Origin of the sequence: Saccharomonospora cyanea NA-134 (assembly GCF_000244975.1) — a bacterium.
In the GTDB taxonomy this organism is placed as follows: domain Bacteria; phylum Actinomycetota; class Actinomycetes; order Mycobacteriales; family Pseudonocardiaceae; genus Saccharomonospora; species Saccharomonospora cyanea.
The window spans coordinates 1,847,715-1,861,398 of record NZ_CM001440.1; the positions used below are offsets into that span (position 1 = coordinate 1,847,715).

Annotated in this window: 14 protein-coding genes; 12 read left to right on the forward strand and 2 right to left on the reverse strand. The window is 71.7% G+C overall.

Translation table 11 applies throughout. The features are described 5' to 3' along the window. The first annotated feature begins 50 nt into the window (after positions 1-50). The 3 genes from SACCYDRAFT_RS08810 (at position 51) to SACCYDRAFT_RS08820 (ending at position 3,086) form a co-directional block, all read left to right on the forward strand. The gene (locus SACCYDRAFT_RS08810; RefSeq protein WP_043536305.1) at positions 51-983 is read left to right on the forward strand and encodes a threonine ammonia-lyase; all 933 of its coding nucleotides are present in this window, start codon (positions 51-53) and stop codon (positions 981-983) included. Positions 984-1,053: 70 nt separating this feature from the next. Further along, positions 1,054-1,560, forward strand: a complete 507-nt coding sequence (locus SACCYDRAFT_RS08815) for a PH domain-containing protein (RefSeq protein ID WP_005455507.1) — start codon at positions 1,054-1,056, stop codon at positions 1,558-1,560. Then, positions 1,557-3,086, forward strand: a complete 1,530-nt coding sequence (locus SACCYDRAFT_RS08820) for a PH domain-containing protein (RefSeq protein WP_005455508.1) — start codon at positions 1,557-1,559, stop codon at positions 3,084-3,086. The genes SACCYDRAFT_RS08815 and SACCYDRAFT_RS08820 overlap by 4 nt, the downstream gene beginning before the upstream one ends. Positions 3,087-3,156: 70 nt before the next feature. On the opposite strand, the gene SACCYDRAFT_RS08825 is transcribed toward SACCYDRAFT_RS08820, so the two are convergent. Beyond that, a complete protein-coding gene (locus SACCYDRAFT_RS08825) occupies positions 3,157-4,500 on the reverse strand; it encodes an MFS transporter (protein WP_005455509.1) in 1,344 nt (447 codons plus the stop codon). A 70-nt stretch (positions 4,501-4,570) separates the two neighbouring features. On the opposite strand from SACCYDRAFT_RS08825, the gene SACCYDRAFT_RS08830 reads away from it, so the two are divergent. From SACCYDRAFT_RS08830 to SACCYDRAFT_RS08840, 3 genes are read left to right on the forward strand one after another with little or no spacing between them, the layout of a single operon-like run. Next, on the forward strand, positions 4,571-4,951 hold the full coding sequence (locus SACCYDRAFT_RS08830) for an ArsR/SmtB family transcription factor (protein WP_005455514.1): 381 nt from the start codon (positions 4,571-4,573) through the stop codon (positions 4,949-4,951). Between the two features lie 54 nt (positions 4,952-5,005). Further along, a complete protein-coding gene (locus SACCYDRAFT_RS08835; RefSeq protein ID WP_005455515.1) occupies positions 5,006-6,034 on the forward strand; it encodes an aminotransferase class V-fold PLP-dependent enzyme in 1,029 nt (342 codons plus the stop codon). Positions 6,035-6,083: 49 nt separating this feature from the next. After that, complete coding sequence (locus SACCYDRAFT_RS08840) at positions 6,084-6,755, forward strand: hypothetical protein (protein WP_005455516.1); 672 nt, start codon at positions 6,084-6,086, stop codon at positions 6,753-6,755. Positions 6,756-6,796: 41 nt separating this feature from the next. Here SACCYDRAFT_RS08840 and SACCYDRAFT_RS08845 read toward each other — a convergent pair whose 3' ends face one another. Further along, complete coding sequence (locus SACCYDRAFT_RS08845) at positions 6,797-7,762, reverse strand: ferritin-like domain-containing protein (protein ID WP_005455517.1); 966 nt, start codon at positions 7,760-7,762, stop codon at positions 6,797-6,799. 100 nt (positions 7,763-7,862) lie between these two features. Between SACCYDRAFT_RS08845 and rimP the strand changes: the two genes are divergently transcribed. The 6 genes from rimP (at position 7,863) to rbfA (ending at position 13,589) form a co-directional block, all read left to right on the forward strand. Further along, positions 7,863-8,402, forward strand: a complete 540-nt coding sequence (gene rimP, locus SACCYDRAFT_RS08850) for a ribosome maturation factor RimP (RefSeq protein ID WP_005455518.1) — start codon at positions 7,863-7,865, stop codon at positions 8,400-8,402. Further along, positions 8,399-9,430 (forward strand): transcription termination factor NusA, encoded by a 1,032-nt coding sequence (gene nusA / locus SACCYDRAFT_RS08855; protein WP_005455519.1) that lies wholly within the window; start codon positions 8,399-8,401, stop codon positions 9,428-9,430. The genes rimP and nusA overlap by 4 nt, the downstream gene beginning before the upstream one ends. A gap of 23 nt (positions 9,431-9,453) precedes the next feature. Continuing rightward, a complete protein-coding gene (locus SACCYDRAFT_RS25760; protein WP_005455521.1) occupies positions 9,454-9,813 on the forward strand; it encodes a YlxR family protein in 360 nt (119 codons plus the stop codon). A gap of 88 nt (positions 9,814-9,901) precedes the next feature. Then, positions 9,902-12,754 carry a translation initiation factor IF-2 gene (gene infB / locus SACCYDRAFT_RS08860; protein WP_005455522.1) on the forward strand — a complete coding sequence of 951 codons (2,853 nt, stop codon included), beginning with the start codon at positions 9,902-9,904 and terminating at the stop codon, positions 12,752-12,754. Positions 12,755-12,820: 66 nt separating this feature from the next. Then, positions 12,821-13,114: a DUF503 domain-containing protein gene (locus SACCYDRAFT_RS08865; RefSeq protein WP_005455523.1), complete on the forward strand. Its 294-nt coding sequence runs from the start codon at positions 12,821-12,823 to the stop codon at positions 13,112-13,114. A 31-nt stretch (positions 13,115-13,145) separates the two neighbouring features. Then, positions 13,146-13,589 (forward strand): 30S ribosome-binding factor RbfA, encoded by a 444-nt coding sequence (gene rbfA / locus SACCYDRAFT_RS08870; RefSeq protein WP_005455524.1) that lies wholly within the window; start codon positions 13,146-13,148, stop codon positions 13,587-13,589. The last annotated feature ends 95 nt before the right edge of the window (positions 13,590-13,684 follow it).

A 13,684-nucleotide genomic window follows, 5' to 3' on the forward strand; every position in this document is an offset into this window, starting at 1 on the left:
GAAGGAGCACTCGCTTGTCGCGCCCGTCGCGACGGGGCCACTCTGGTGCCATGACTCATCGCGTGGTGCGGGCACCGTCCCCCGAGGACGTGGAGAAGGCCGTGGACGTCGTGGCGTCGGTGCTCGACCCGTCCCCGACCGTGACCGGGAAGTGCGTACTGAAACTGGAGACGTGGCAACCGACCGGGTCCTTCAAGGTCCGGGGCGCGCTCGCGGTGCTGGCCTCGGTGGGCGCGGACGACGAGGTGGTCGCGGCGTCGGCGGGCAACCACGCACTCGGGATCGCGTTCGCCGCCACCCGGCTCGGACGCCGGGCGACCGTGGTGGTGCCCGCCACGGCGTCCGAGGCGAAGGTCGCCGCGCTGCGCCGGTTCGACATCACCCTCGTCCAGCACGGTGAGCAGTATGCCGAGGCCGAGGCCCACGCCCTGGAACTCGCGGAGCGTGGGGCGCGCTTCGTGTCGCCCTACAACGACCCGGACGTCATCGCGGGACAGGGCACGCTCGGCTGGGAGTTGGGCTCGCAGTGCCGGGGCCCGCTGACGGTCGTGTGCGCGGTCGGCGGCGGGGGGCTCGCCTCGGGCCTCGGCCTGTGGGCGGCGACGCGGGACGACGTGCGTGTGATCGGGGTGGAGGCCGACGCCGCCCCCGCCATGGCCGAGGCCGTGCGGGCCGGGCGCGCGGTGCCCGTCGACGTGCGTCCGACCGTCGCGGACGGCATCGCGGCCAACCTCGAACCGGGCGCGGTGACGATCGACCTCGTCTCCAAGCACGTCGACCGTCTTGTCACGGTGAGTGAGGAGGAGATCGGGGCCGCCGTGCGGCACCTGGTGCGTACCCACGGCGTCGTGGCCGAGGGCGCGGGGGCCGCCGCGTTCGCGGCCGTGCTCGCGGGCAGGATCGGCCCCGTCGACGGCCGGGTCGTGGCCGTGGTCTCCGGACGGAACATCGCCCTTCCCACGCTGGCAGGCCTGCTAGTCTGACCTGGCTTGATCGTTTTGGGGGGACGCGATCGCGCGATGTCGTCGACGGTCCCCCGAGCCTGGAGGACCGATGACGCAGGGGGAGGGCGGCGAGCTTCGGTTGCGGCCGCCGAGGCGGAACATCGACCGGCGTGCCCGGTCCTGGTGGTGGACCCAGTGGGCACTGACGCTGGTGCCGGCGTTCCTGGCACTCGGCGTGCTCGCGTGGCTGCTCGCGCCCGCACGTCCGTGGCTGCTGCTCTCGCTCGCGGTGCTCGCGGTCGTGGGCGTTCCGGCCGCCGTGCTGTTGCCGATCTGGTGGTACCACGTGCATCGCTGGGAGGTCACCGACGACGCCGTCTACACGCGCACCGGGCGTTTCTGGCAGGAGTGGCGGGTGGCGCCCATGTCGCGCATCCAGACCGTCGACACCCAGCGGGGTCCGGTGGAGCGGCTGTTCGGGCTCGCCACCGTCACGGTCACCACGGCGTCGGCCAAGGGCGCCGTGGTGATCCCGGGGCTCGACCACGCGCTCGCCTCGGACCTGGTCGAGCAGCTGACCCGCACCACGCAGGCCACCCCGGGTGACGCGACGTGAGCGGGTCCGTCGCCGAATCCGTCCCCGAACCGGAGTGGAAGCGGCTGGACCGACGCACGGTCACCGTCACCGCGCTGCGGTCCCTCGGGGTCGCCGTGGCCGCGGGGGTGCCCGGCTCCTTCTGGTTGAGCAAGGTGTTCCCGTTGTGGGCGGTCCTCGCCATCGTGGTGGCCGCTGCGATCGTCTTCGTCGGGGTGGGCACCGCCGTCGACCGTGTCCGCTGGAGCCGTACCCGCTACCGGGTACTGCCCGACCGGTTCGAGCTGCGCAAGGGCATCGTCGTACGGTCACGCCGGTCGCTCCAGCGTGACCGTATCCGCACGGTCGACATCACCGCGTCGCCGCTGCTGCGCCTGTTCCGGTTGGTGCACGTCAAGGTCGGTACAGGGGAGCAGACGAGCGGCGACAGCAGTTCACTGTCGCTCAATCCGGTCAGCCGGGCCGACGCCGAGTGGTTGCGCACGACGCTGCTCGACCGCGCCGGAACGCGCGAGGCCGAAGCCACCCAGAACGGCACCCTGTCCACTCTGGACCTCTCGTGGGCGCGGTACGCGCCGGTGTCGTTCGTGACGCCGACCCTGGGCGCTGCGGCGTTCGGCGGTGCGCTGCAGGTGTCGGAATGGTTCGGCCTGCAGTCCGACGTCGTGATGTGGGCCGTCGACCTGCTGGACGAGATCCCGCTCGTCGGGGCGATCCTGCTGCTGGTGGCGGTCGGCCTGGTGGTGGGTGTCGTCGCGGCGACGGCGCTGTTCGTCGAGATGTGGTGGCAGTACCGGCTGGAACGTGAGCCGGGTGGCACACTGCGCGTCCGGCGCGGACTGCTCACGACGCGGTCGATCTCCGTGGAGGAGCGCCGGCTGCGCGGAATCGAGCTGGTGGAGCCCCTGGGCAACCGGCTGGCGGGCGCCGCCAGGGTGGACGCCGTGGCCACGGGACTGGCGCAGCGGCAGCAGGAACGCAACGCCGATCACAACACTCTTCACCCGGCCGCTCCCCGGGAGCATGTCCACCGGATCGCCGCGGCGGTTCTTCGCGAGCCGGTCTCGCCGACCGAGGCCGTCCGGCTGCGGGCGCACCCGAAGGCGGCTCTGGGCCGCCGGATCCGCTGGGCGCTGGCCGCCGTCGTCGCCGTGGAGCTCCCGCTCGTCGTGCTCGGCCTCACCGTGACCTCGGTGTTGCTGCACGTCGCGTGGATCAGTGCCGTCGTTCTGCTGCCGGTCTCCGTGGCCCTGGCGTTCGCGGCGTACCGCAGCCTGGGACACGGCATCACGGGCGGATACCTCGTCACCCGGCACGGTGCCGTCCGGCGCGGAACCGTGGCGCTGCGGCGCAGTGGCGTCATCGGGTGGACCATCCGGCAGTCGGTGTTCCAGCGCAGGAGCGGACTGCTGACCGTCACCGCCACCACGGCGGCGGGTTCCCAGGCGTACTCGGCCTACGACGTGGGTGAGCACGAGGGCCTCGCGTTCGCCGAGGAGGCCGTGCCCGGACTGCTGACGCCGTTTCTGGAGCGCGCCGACCGGTAGCAGGGTGGGCGGGGCCCCGATGCGGTGGCGTCCTCGCTCGCGCCGCCCCCGTGGCCGATGACCGACCCGCTCAGGGGCGGGGCCCGCGGGGGTGTCGAGGACCGGCGGTGAAGGGGTGAGGGCGCTCCCCACCGCCGCCGGTGGGCTCGGCACCGGCGAGGCGGTCGTCTGCGACCGGACCGTGTTGGGTGGGTGGGTCGTGGCGCGGCCACAGCCGGGTCGCGGCGAGGCCGCCGAGGACGGTGAGCGCGGCCAGGGTGAGCCAGCCCGGGGTGAAACCGGTCGCGGTGACGAGCCAGCCCGCGATCGGGTAGCTCAGCAGCCAGCAGGCGTGGGACAGCGAGAACTGCGCGGCGAAGACGGCGGGCCGGTCGGCCTCTCGGGCGGAGCGGCGCAGTACCCGGCCGACCGGCGTGAGCACGAGTCCCGAGCCGATCCCGACGAGAGTCCACACCAGGACGGCGGCAGGCCACCGCCACTCGCCGGAGTGCGCAGTCGACAGCGCGACGGCGGCGAGCGATCCCGCGCAGAGGACACCGGCTCCGGTGAGCATCACCGGACGTTCGGGCAGCCGGTCCAACACCTTCGGGAGCGCCAGCGCGACGAGGATGGTGCCCGCACCGTGGGCGCCCAGCAGGAGAGCGACGTCCGCTTCGGTGCGGCCGAGCGCGTCCCGCACGTAGTTGACCGTGTTGACCATCACCACCGCACCCGCACCGGCGACCGCGAGGTCCAGGGCCAGCACGCCGCGCAGCCGCGGTGTGGTGAGAAAGATCCGGCTACCCGCCGCGATGCGGTCCCACAGCGACTCCCGGGGGCTCGGTCGCGCGCGGGGGACACGCGCGGTCACCACGAGGGTGGCCGAGGCCAGGAATCCCGCGGTGGTGCCGGTGAACAACCAGTGGAAGCTCAGCACGCTCAGCAGCGCGGCGGCCAGTACCGGGCTGAGCAGCGTCTCCAGGCTGGACGCCAGTTGGGAGGCCGACAACGCCCGGGTGTAGTCGCGCTCGTCGGGAAGCAGGTCCGGCAGCACGGCCTGGAAGGTCGGGGTGAACGCCGCCGACGCCGACTGCAACACGAGGATCAGCACGTAGACCTGCCAGACCTCGGTGACGAAGGGCAACGCCAGCACCACGGCCGCTCGCACCACGTCCAACACCACGAGCAGCCGTCGGCGTGGTAGCCGGTCGGCGAAGGCACCCGCGACGGGAGCGATCGTCACGTAGGCCACCATCTTGATCGCCAGGGCGGTCCCGAGCACCGCGCCCGCCCCGGCTCCGGCCAGGTCGTAGGCCAGCAACCCGAGCGCCACCGTGGTCAGGCCCGTGCCGAACAGGGCCACCACCTGCGCGCCGAACAGGTGCCGGTAGTCCCGGTTGCCGAACAGTGATCCCCGGACCGGATTCTCGTGCATGATCACGCCGAGCACATTAACAGAACAGTTGAAGAACTATTCAACTGTACTTCGCCGCTAGACTCCAGCCATGGGTCACCAGCCACCGGGACACGCCCCGCCCGCTCAGCTGAGCGCGGAGGACGCCACTGCGGTGGCCACCACCCTGCAGGCACTGGCCACACCGAGCCGCCTGCTGATCCTCACCAGGCTGCGGGCCGGCGCCTGTGCGGTGACCGACCTCGCTGAGGATGTCGGTATGGAGACCTCCGCGGTGTCACACCAACTACGGCTCCTGCGCAACCTCGGCCTGGTCACCGGCACGCGCCAGGGACGCAACATCGTGTACAGCCTCTACGACAGCCACGTCGCGATGTTGCTCGACGAAGCCGTCTACCACATCGAGCACCTCCGGCTGGGACTCCGCGACGACCACCCCGCCGACCGGCGGCACGCCACCCGAAGCCGCTGAACCCGTCGGCGATCGCGGGCCTGCTTCGTCGGCCGCCCCGGCTAGGGTCACCGCATGAGAACTGCTTTCGGAGCCGAGTTCGACCTCGCCGACGGCTACCTGAACACTCCCGCTGTCGGGGTCCCGCCGGTGCACGTCGCCGAGGCGGTGGAGGAGTTCGTGAGGCGGTGGCGCACCGGTGCGCAGCGGCCCGCCGACTTCGACGCGGCCGTGGACGACACCCGTGAGTCGTTCGGGCGGCTCGTGGGGGTGCCCGGTGACCGGGTGGCCGTGGGTTCGGCCGTGTCGCCGCTGGTGGGCATGGTGGCGCAGGCGGTGCCCGACGGCTGCCGCATCCTCGTCGCCGAGGGCGAGTTCACGAGCGTGACCTTCCCGTTCGCCGCTCAGGCCGACCGGGGAGTCAAGGTCACCGGGGTGCCGCTGGCGGCGTTGCCCGGCGCGGTGGCGGAGCACGACCTCGTGGCGGTGAGCGTCGTGCAGTCCGCCGACGGAGCCGTCGTGGACCTGGAGGCGCTGCGTGCCGCCGCCGAGGCCGCCGACGTGCCCGTCCTGCTCGACGTCACCCAGGCCGCGGGATGGATGCCGCTGCGGCTCGACTGGGCCGACTGGGTGGTGGGGGCGGGATACAAGTGGCTGCTCGCGCCCCGGGGTGTGGCGTGGCTGGCCGTGCACCCGAAGGCGGTCGGGCGGACGCGCCCCGTAGCCGCGTCCTGGTACGCCGGCCAGGACCGCTGGAGCAGCATCTACGACCTGCCGCTGCGGCTGGCCGACGGTGCGCGCCGGTTCGACGTCTCCCCGGCGTGGTCGGCGTTCGCGGGGGCCGCACCGGCGTTGTCCTACCTCGCGTCCCTCGACCTCCACTCCGTGCGCGCCCACGGAGTCGGGCTCGCCGACCGGCTGAGAGCGGCCGTCGGGCTTCCCGCCCAGGACAGCCCCGTCGTGGCGCTGACCGTCGACGGCGGGGTGGAGAGGCTGGCCGAGGCGGGCGTGGTCGCCAGCGCACGCGCGGGACGGGCGCGGGTGGGTTTCCATATCTACAACACGGAGGTCGACGTCGACCGGGTGGTGCGCGCGCTCGGGTGAGCGCCGACTACGGTCACGACTCGTGGCTGCACAGGAGCACAGACACGGAGTGACCAACACGGCGCAGTTTCCGGCGGTCGGGGCCGACAGGGGGTCCGGCGCGCCACCGGCGGCGCCTCGGCCGGGCGGGACGGGGCCGTCGCCGCTCATCCTCGCAGCCGGGCTCGTGGGTGTCGCCGTGGTGGCGGGACTGGTCTGGGGGATCGTCCGCTCGGGAGGCGACGGCGGCGTGGTGGGCACTCCGCAGGCCGCGCCCCCGTCAGCGAACCCGCTGACGGACGGCCGGTTCTCCTACGACGTGGTCGCCGGTCCCGTCGAGGCGGCCGACTGCTCGGCCAACTCCTACGGCAAGATGATCGACTGGTTCTCCCAGCACCCGTGCGAGAAGGTGCTTCGCGGCCTCTACACCGTGCAGGAGGGCGAGGCGCGCGCCCTCGTGTCCGTTGTCGTGGTGGTGATGCCGGACGACTCCGGGGCGCAGCAGTTGAAGGCCGTCACCGACACCGACGGCACGGGCAACGTCAACGACCTCGCCCGCGACGAAACGGTGACCCTGCCCGGGGCGCCCGTGGTCGCCCAGGGCGAGTACCACTCCGAGGTCGACGGACGTGAGGTGACGATCGTCGAGGCCAACTTCTTCGGCGGGCACTCCGACGAGCAACTGCTCGCCGACATCAGCCAGGACGCCGCGGGTCTGGCCGAGCACCTGACCTCGGGTTGACCTCGCGCCGACCTGCTCGGGGCGGGAGCTCGGCCGCCGTCTCAGTGCGCGGCGGGTTCCCGACCCGGCAACCGCGGCACGACCGGCTCGATCCCGGCCTCCCCGCGCCAGTGGACTCCGCGTGTCGCGGCACCGATCAGGCAGTGGACGGCGAGTTCGCGGACCGTCCTGTCGTCGGTGCGTTCGAGCACGCCGTGCCAGGCGGTGGCGGCGTCGGACTCGGCGGTGGCGACCGCGCGTGCGGCCGAGCCGCCGTCGGTCACCGGCTCGGCGAGGGTGTAGGCGGGTTCGGCCGGGCGGGGTGCGCGGCCCGCGGCGGACAGCAGCCGTTCGCACGAGTCCCTGCGGTCGAGGTGGGCCCGTTCGCCGCGCGTGACACCGGCCTCGTAGTCGTCGTCGAGGAACGCCCGCACCAGGCCGTACACCCAGACGGCGGCGTGTTCCGTCTCCAGTGCCGTCTGCACCGCCTCCGCGGTGTCGTCCTCCAGCCGTGTCACCGAGGCCAGGTCGAGTGCGGGCTCGGTGGCCTGGGGGGCCTGGCCCAGTTCCATGGCCGCGGCGCACCCGGCGGCCACCGCACCCACCAGCCCCGCGCGGTGGCGGGGAAGGTCGGGGACCAGCCGCAGCGCGTCGTCCTTGCCCTCGGCGAGCCAGGGCCAGAAGCGCTCGTGGGCGTCCGTGTCGAACGTCGGGGGTTTCTCCCCCTCGGGCACGGGACGGTTGAGCCGTTCCACCTCCGCCCGCAGCGCCTCGGCGTGCGCGGTACGGACGGCGGCCACCTGGCGTGCGACGTCGGCGAAGTCGACCGACTCGGCGGCCAGCTTCTCTGCGGCCTTCGCGTGGCCTGCGGCCTGCAACCACAGCCGCCGCAACGGGTCGGGAGTGTCCTCGTAGCCGGACGTGCACGCCGCGAGGCCGGACGCCGCCGGAACCGTCAGCGCGGTGAGCGCGGCGGCCCGCAGGAACGTCCGCCTGCCGAACGCGGCTCTGCCAGATCGGGAAGTCACGCGGCCATCCTGCCAGCAGCGGGCGACGCCCGGCGGGAGGTGGTCGGGGCACGATAAGCTGGACCACCATTTCAGAACAAGGACAACAGGGAGCAGCACGGTGCCCAACGAACTCGCCAGCAGGCTGGAGCCACTCGTGGCCGAGGCCGTCGGGGCCGCGGGTTTCGACCTTGACGCGCTGGACGTGCAACAGGCGGGCAGGCGCAAGCTGGTGAAGGTCGTGGTCGACGGCGACGACGGCGTCGAACTCGACAAGGTCGCGGAGATCAGCAGAGCGGTGTCCGCGGTGCTCGACCGGCACGAGCACCTGATCGCGGGCGCCTACACGCTGGAGGTGACCTCGCCGGGACTCGACAGACCGCTGACGAAGCCGCGGCACTGGCGCAGAGCGCGGTTCCGGCTGGTCCGGGTCACTCCGCAGGAGGGTTCCGACTTCGTCGGTCGTGTCGGTGCCGAGGGCGAGGACTCGGTGCGCATACTTGTGGACGGGAAGATCCGCGACCTGCCCTATGCCGACGTGCGCAGGGCCGTGGTCGAGGTCGAGTTCAAGCAGCCGCCTTCCGAGGAGCTCAAGCTGCTGGAAGACGACGGTTGCGGCAAGATCGGTGAAGGCACCGGGACGAAGGAGGAGTCGAGGTGAACGTCGACATCGCGGCGTTGCGCGCGATCGAACGGGACAAGGACATCCCCTTCGAGACGGTTCTGGAGGCCATCGAGAGTGCGCTGCTGACGGCGTACAAGCACACCGAGGGCCACCAGCCCCACGCGAAGATCGACATCGATCGCAAGACCGGCTACGTACGCGTGCTGGCCTACACGCTCGGTGCGGACGGCGAGGTGGAGGAGGAGTGGGACGACACTCCGGAAGGCTTCGGCCGGATCGCCGCCGCCACCGCCCGCCAGGTCATTCTCCAGCGGCTGCGTGACGCGGAGCACGAGAAGACCTACGGCGAGTTCTCGGCCCAGGAGGGCGAGATCGTGGCCGGTGTCGTGCAGCGCGACGCCAAGGCGAACGCCAGGGGCATGGTGATCGTTCAGGTCGGCGACACCGAGGGCGTGCTCCCCGCCGCCGAGCAGGTGCCGGGGGAAAGCTACGAGCACGGCTCCCGACTCAAGGCGTACGTCGTGGGTGTGGCCCGCTCGGCACGCGGTCCGCAGATCACGCTCTCCCGTACCCACCCCAACCTCGTGCGCAAGCTCTTCGCCCTGGAGGTGCCCGAGATCGCCGACGGTACCGTCGAGATCACGGCCGTGGCGAGGGAGGCAGGTCACCGTTCGAAGATCGCCGTGCGGTCCACCGTGCCCGGCGTGAACGCCAAGGGCGCCTGTATCGGCCACGTGGGCGCTCGGGTGCGCAACGTGATGAGCGAACTCGGCGGCGAGAAGATCGACATCATCGACTACTCGGACGATCCGGCACGCTTCGTCGGGAATGCCCTGTCGCCCGCGAAGGTTGTATCGGTGAGTGTGGTCGACGAGCGGGCCAGGACGGCCAGGGTCGTCGTACCCGACTTCCAGCTGTCCCTGGCGATCGGTAAGGAAGGTCAGAACGCCCGGCTCGCCGCACGGCTCACCGGGTGGCGGATCGACATCCGCAGTGACGCGGCCCCCGACGCGGGGGAGCAGAGCGAGAAGCGGCATCCCGCGGCGACCGGTTCCGCCGACTGATTGACCAAGGTCTAGACTGGGTTGTGGTGCGACACCCACAGCCGAGTTCGACGCGACGTACGGACGGAACCTCGCCGGTCCGTCTGTGTGTCGGATGTCGGCAACGGGCGTCGGTCGGCGAGTTGTCTCGCGTGGTCGCATCGGATGGGCGGTTGGTCGTCGACGAACGTCGGCGCTTGCCGGGCCGCGGAGCCTGGTTGCACCCGCACCCGGACTGCCTGTCCAAGGCCGAGCGGCGGCGGGCGTTCCCCCGTGCCCTTCGGGTAAGGGGGGTGCTCGACACCGCCCGTGTGCGGCATTATGTGGAGCGGCTCACCGAGAGCAAGGCGGGCGTGGAATTGCCACGCCCGGAACGGACAAGGAAGCAGGTCGACCCGTCATGAGTCAGCCGTGAAGCTGAAGCCATGAACGCGCGACGATAGGACGAGGTCTGCGGGTTGCGCCGCCAGACCTCACCAGTTGAGGAGAGCAGTGGCAGGCAAAGCCCGCGTACATGAGCTCGCGAAAGAGCTCGGTGTCACGAGCAAGGAAGTACTCGCCAAGCTGAAGGAGCAGGGCGAGTTCGTGAAGTCCGCGTCATCCACGGTCGAGGCGCCCGTCGCCCGTCGGCTGCGTGACGCGTTTTCGAGCAAGGACGGCAAGCAGTCCGAGAGGCCGTCCGGCAGGGACAGGGCGTCGAGCCCGAAGCCGGCGCCGTCGGGTCGTGGTGTGCCCGCGCCGAAGCCGGCGCCGCCGCAGCGACCGCAGCCACAGCAGTCGCAGCAGTCGCAGCCCCAACAGGGGCAGGCCAAGCCCACCCCGCCGCAGGCCCCCAAGCCGGGTCCGCGTCCGGGCCCGAAGCCGGGCCCTGCGCCCAAGCAGGGTGAGCAGGCCCCGGCCGCGAAGGCCAAGGAGCAGGGCTCCGTCGTCCCGCCGAAGCCCCAGGGTCCGAAGCCCGGCCCGAAGCCGGGTCCGCGTCCTCCCCGGGTCGGCAACAACCCGTTCGGTGTCGGTTCCGGTGCGCCCGCGCCGCGTCCCACGCCTCCGCGGCCCGGTGGCGGGCAGCAGGGTGAGCGTGGTCCGCGTCCCGGTGGCGACCGGCCTGGCCCCCGTGGCGGTGCCCCCGGCGGCAACCGGCCGAGTCCCGGCAACATGCCGCCGCGCCCGAACCCCGGCATGATGCCGTCGCGTCCGGCGAGGCCCGCGGGCGGTCCCGGTGGCCGCGGTGGCGGCCCCGGTGGTGGCCGTGGCGGCCCCGGCGGCGGTCGTGGTGGCGGCGGCCCCCGTGGTGGTGGCGGCGGTGGCGGCTTCCGTCCCGGTGGCACCGGCGGCGGTGGCGGCGGTGGCGGCTTCCGTCCCGGTGGTGGCGGCGGTGGCGGCGGCTTCCGCGGTGGCCGTGGTGGCCCCGGTGGTCGTGGCGGCACGGCCGGCGCCTTCGGACGTCCCGGTGGTCCCTCGCGCAAGGGCCGCAAGTCGAAGCGGCAGAAGCGCCAGGAGTACATGGAGAACATGCAGGCGCCGTCGGTCGGCGGCGTGCGCCTGCCGAAGGGCAACGGCGAGACCATCCGGCTGCACCGGGGAGCGTCGCTGACCGACTTCGCGGAGAAGATCGACGCGAACCCGGCCTCACTGGTACAGGTGCTGTTCCACCTCGGTGAGATGGTCACCGCGACGCAGTCCGTCTCCGAGGACGTGCTGGAGCTGCTCGGCTCGGAGATGAACTACAACGTCCAGGTGGTCAGCCCCGAGGAGGAGGACCGCGAGCTGCTGGAGACCTTCGACATCACCTACGGCGAGGACGCCGGCGGTGAGGAGGACCTCCAGGCCAGGCCGCCGGTGGTGACCGTCATGGGTCACGTCGACCACGGTAAGACGCGACTGCTGGACACCATCCGGCAGGCGAAGGTCGCCGAGGGCGAGGCCGGTGGCATCACCCAGCACATCGGCGCTTACCAGGTGGAGACCCAGGTCGACGGCGACCGGCGCGTGATCACCTTCATCGACACCCCGGGTCACGAGGCGTTCACCGCCATGCGTGCCCGTGGTGCGCAGGCCACCGACATCGCCGTGATCGTGGTCGCGGCCGACGACGGTGTCATGCCGCAGACGGTGGAGGCCATCAACCACGCGCAGGCCGCCAAGGCACCGATCGTGGTCGCGGTCAACAAGATCGACGTCGAGGGCGCCAACCCGGCGAAGGTGCGCCAGCAGCTCACCGAGTACAACCTCGTGGCCGAGGAGTACGGCGGCGACACCATGTTCGTCGACATCTCGGCGAAGCAGGGCACCAACATCGACGGTCTGCTCGAGGCGATCGTGCTGACCGCCGACGCGGCGCTGGATCTCCGGGCCAACCCGGAGATGGAGGCCCAGGGTGTGGCCATCGAGGCGCACCTCGACCGTGGTCGTGGTCCCGTGGCGACGGTGCTGGTGCAGCGCGGCACGCTGCGCGTGGGCGACTCGGTGGTCGCCGGTGACGCCTACGGCCGGGTGCGGCGCATGGTCGACGAGTACAACCGCGACGTCAACGAGGCGACGCCGTCGAGGCCGGTGCAGGTCATCGGTTTCACGTCGGTGCCAAGGGCCGGTGACACCTTCCTCGTCGTCGAGGAGGACCGGGTGGCCCGGCAGATCGCGGAGCGTCGTCAGGCCCGGATCCGCAACGCGGAGAACGCGGCCCGGCGCAAGCGGGTCAGCCTGGAGGACCTGGACTCCGCGCTGAAGGAGACCAACACCCTCAACCTGATCATCAAGGGCGACAACTCGGGTACCGTCGAGGCGCTGGAGGCGTCGCTGCTCCAGATCGACGTCGGCGACGAGGTGGAGCTGAACGTCGTCCACCGCGGCGTGGGTGGTGTCACCGAGAGCGACATCGACCTCGCCACGGCGTCCGACGCCATCGTGATCGGGTACAACGTGCGGGCGCAGGGCAAGGCGACCGAACGGGCCACCCGTGAGGGCGTCGACGTCCGGTACTACACGGTGATCTACCAGGCGATCGAGGAGATCGAGCAGGCCCTCAAGGGCATGCTCAAGCCGGTGTACGAGGAGGTGGAGCTCGGCAAGGCCGAGGTCCGCGAGGTGTTCAAGTCCTCGAAGGTCGGCACGATCGCCGGTTGCCTCGTCTCCTCGGGCGTGATCCGCCGCAACGCGAAGGCACGCCTGCTGCGTGATGACGTGGTGGTCGCCGAGAACCTGCCGGTGAACTCGCTGCGCCGGTTCAAGGACGACGTCGTCGAGGTGCGCGACGGGTTCGAGTGTGGTCTCACGCTCGGCAGGTTCGGCGACATCAAGGTCGGTGACGTGGTCGAGACGTACGAGCTCCGCGAGAAGCCGCGCGAGTGACACGGACGGCGGCCGGGCGCGGTGATCCACCCGCCCGGCCGCTGCCATGAGCGGGGGACGACACAGATGTTCGTCGGCACACTGGAACTGGACGTGCTGCTCGGCGACGTCCGGTCGCTGAAGCAGAAGCGTTCCGCCGTGCGTCCGATCGTGGCCGAGCTACGGCGCCGGTACGAGGTCGCCGTCGCGGAGGCCGGGCATCTCGACCTGCACCGGCGTTCGTTGCTGGGTGTGGCCGTGGTGGCCGCGGACGCCTCCCACGTGCGGGACGTGCTGGACGCGTGCGAGCGGCTCGTGGCGTCGCGCCCGGAGATCGAACTGCTGTCGGCACACCGACGGCTGCTCGGCCCGGAGGACTGAAGCGTGGGAGCGAAGATGAAGGGGGTGCGCCATGGCTGATCAGGCTCGCGCACGACGGTTGGCCAAGCGGATCGCGCAGATCGTGGCGTCCGCGTTGGAACACGAGATCAAGGACCCACGACTGGGCAACGTGACGATCACCGACGCCAGGGTCACGGGAGACCTGAGGGACGCAACCGTGTACTACACGGTGCTCGGGGACAGTCTCGACTCGAAGCCGGACTTCGCCGGTGCCGCCGCCGCGCTGGAGTCGGCGCGCGGGGTGTTGCGGACGAAGGTCGGACAGGGCACGGGTGTGCGCTACACGCCGACGCTGACGTTCGTGCCGGACCAGTTGCCGCAGGACGCTCGGCACATCGACGACCTGCTGGCGAAGGCGCGGGAGGCCGACGCCGAGGTGGCCCGCCTCGCCACGGGTGCGCAACCCGCGGGCGAGGCCGACCCGTACCGCGTGAAGGACGACGACGAGGACTGACCCGGGCTCGGACCCCGGGGTTCGAGCCCGCCCTTTCCCGCTGTCCCCCTGTCGCCACGAGCCGGACAGCGCCCTGGTGACAGCGGGAAAGGGCT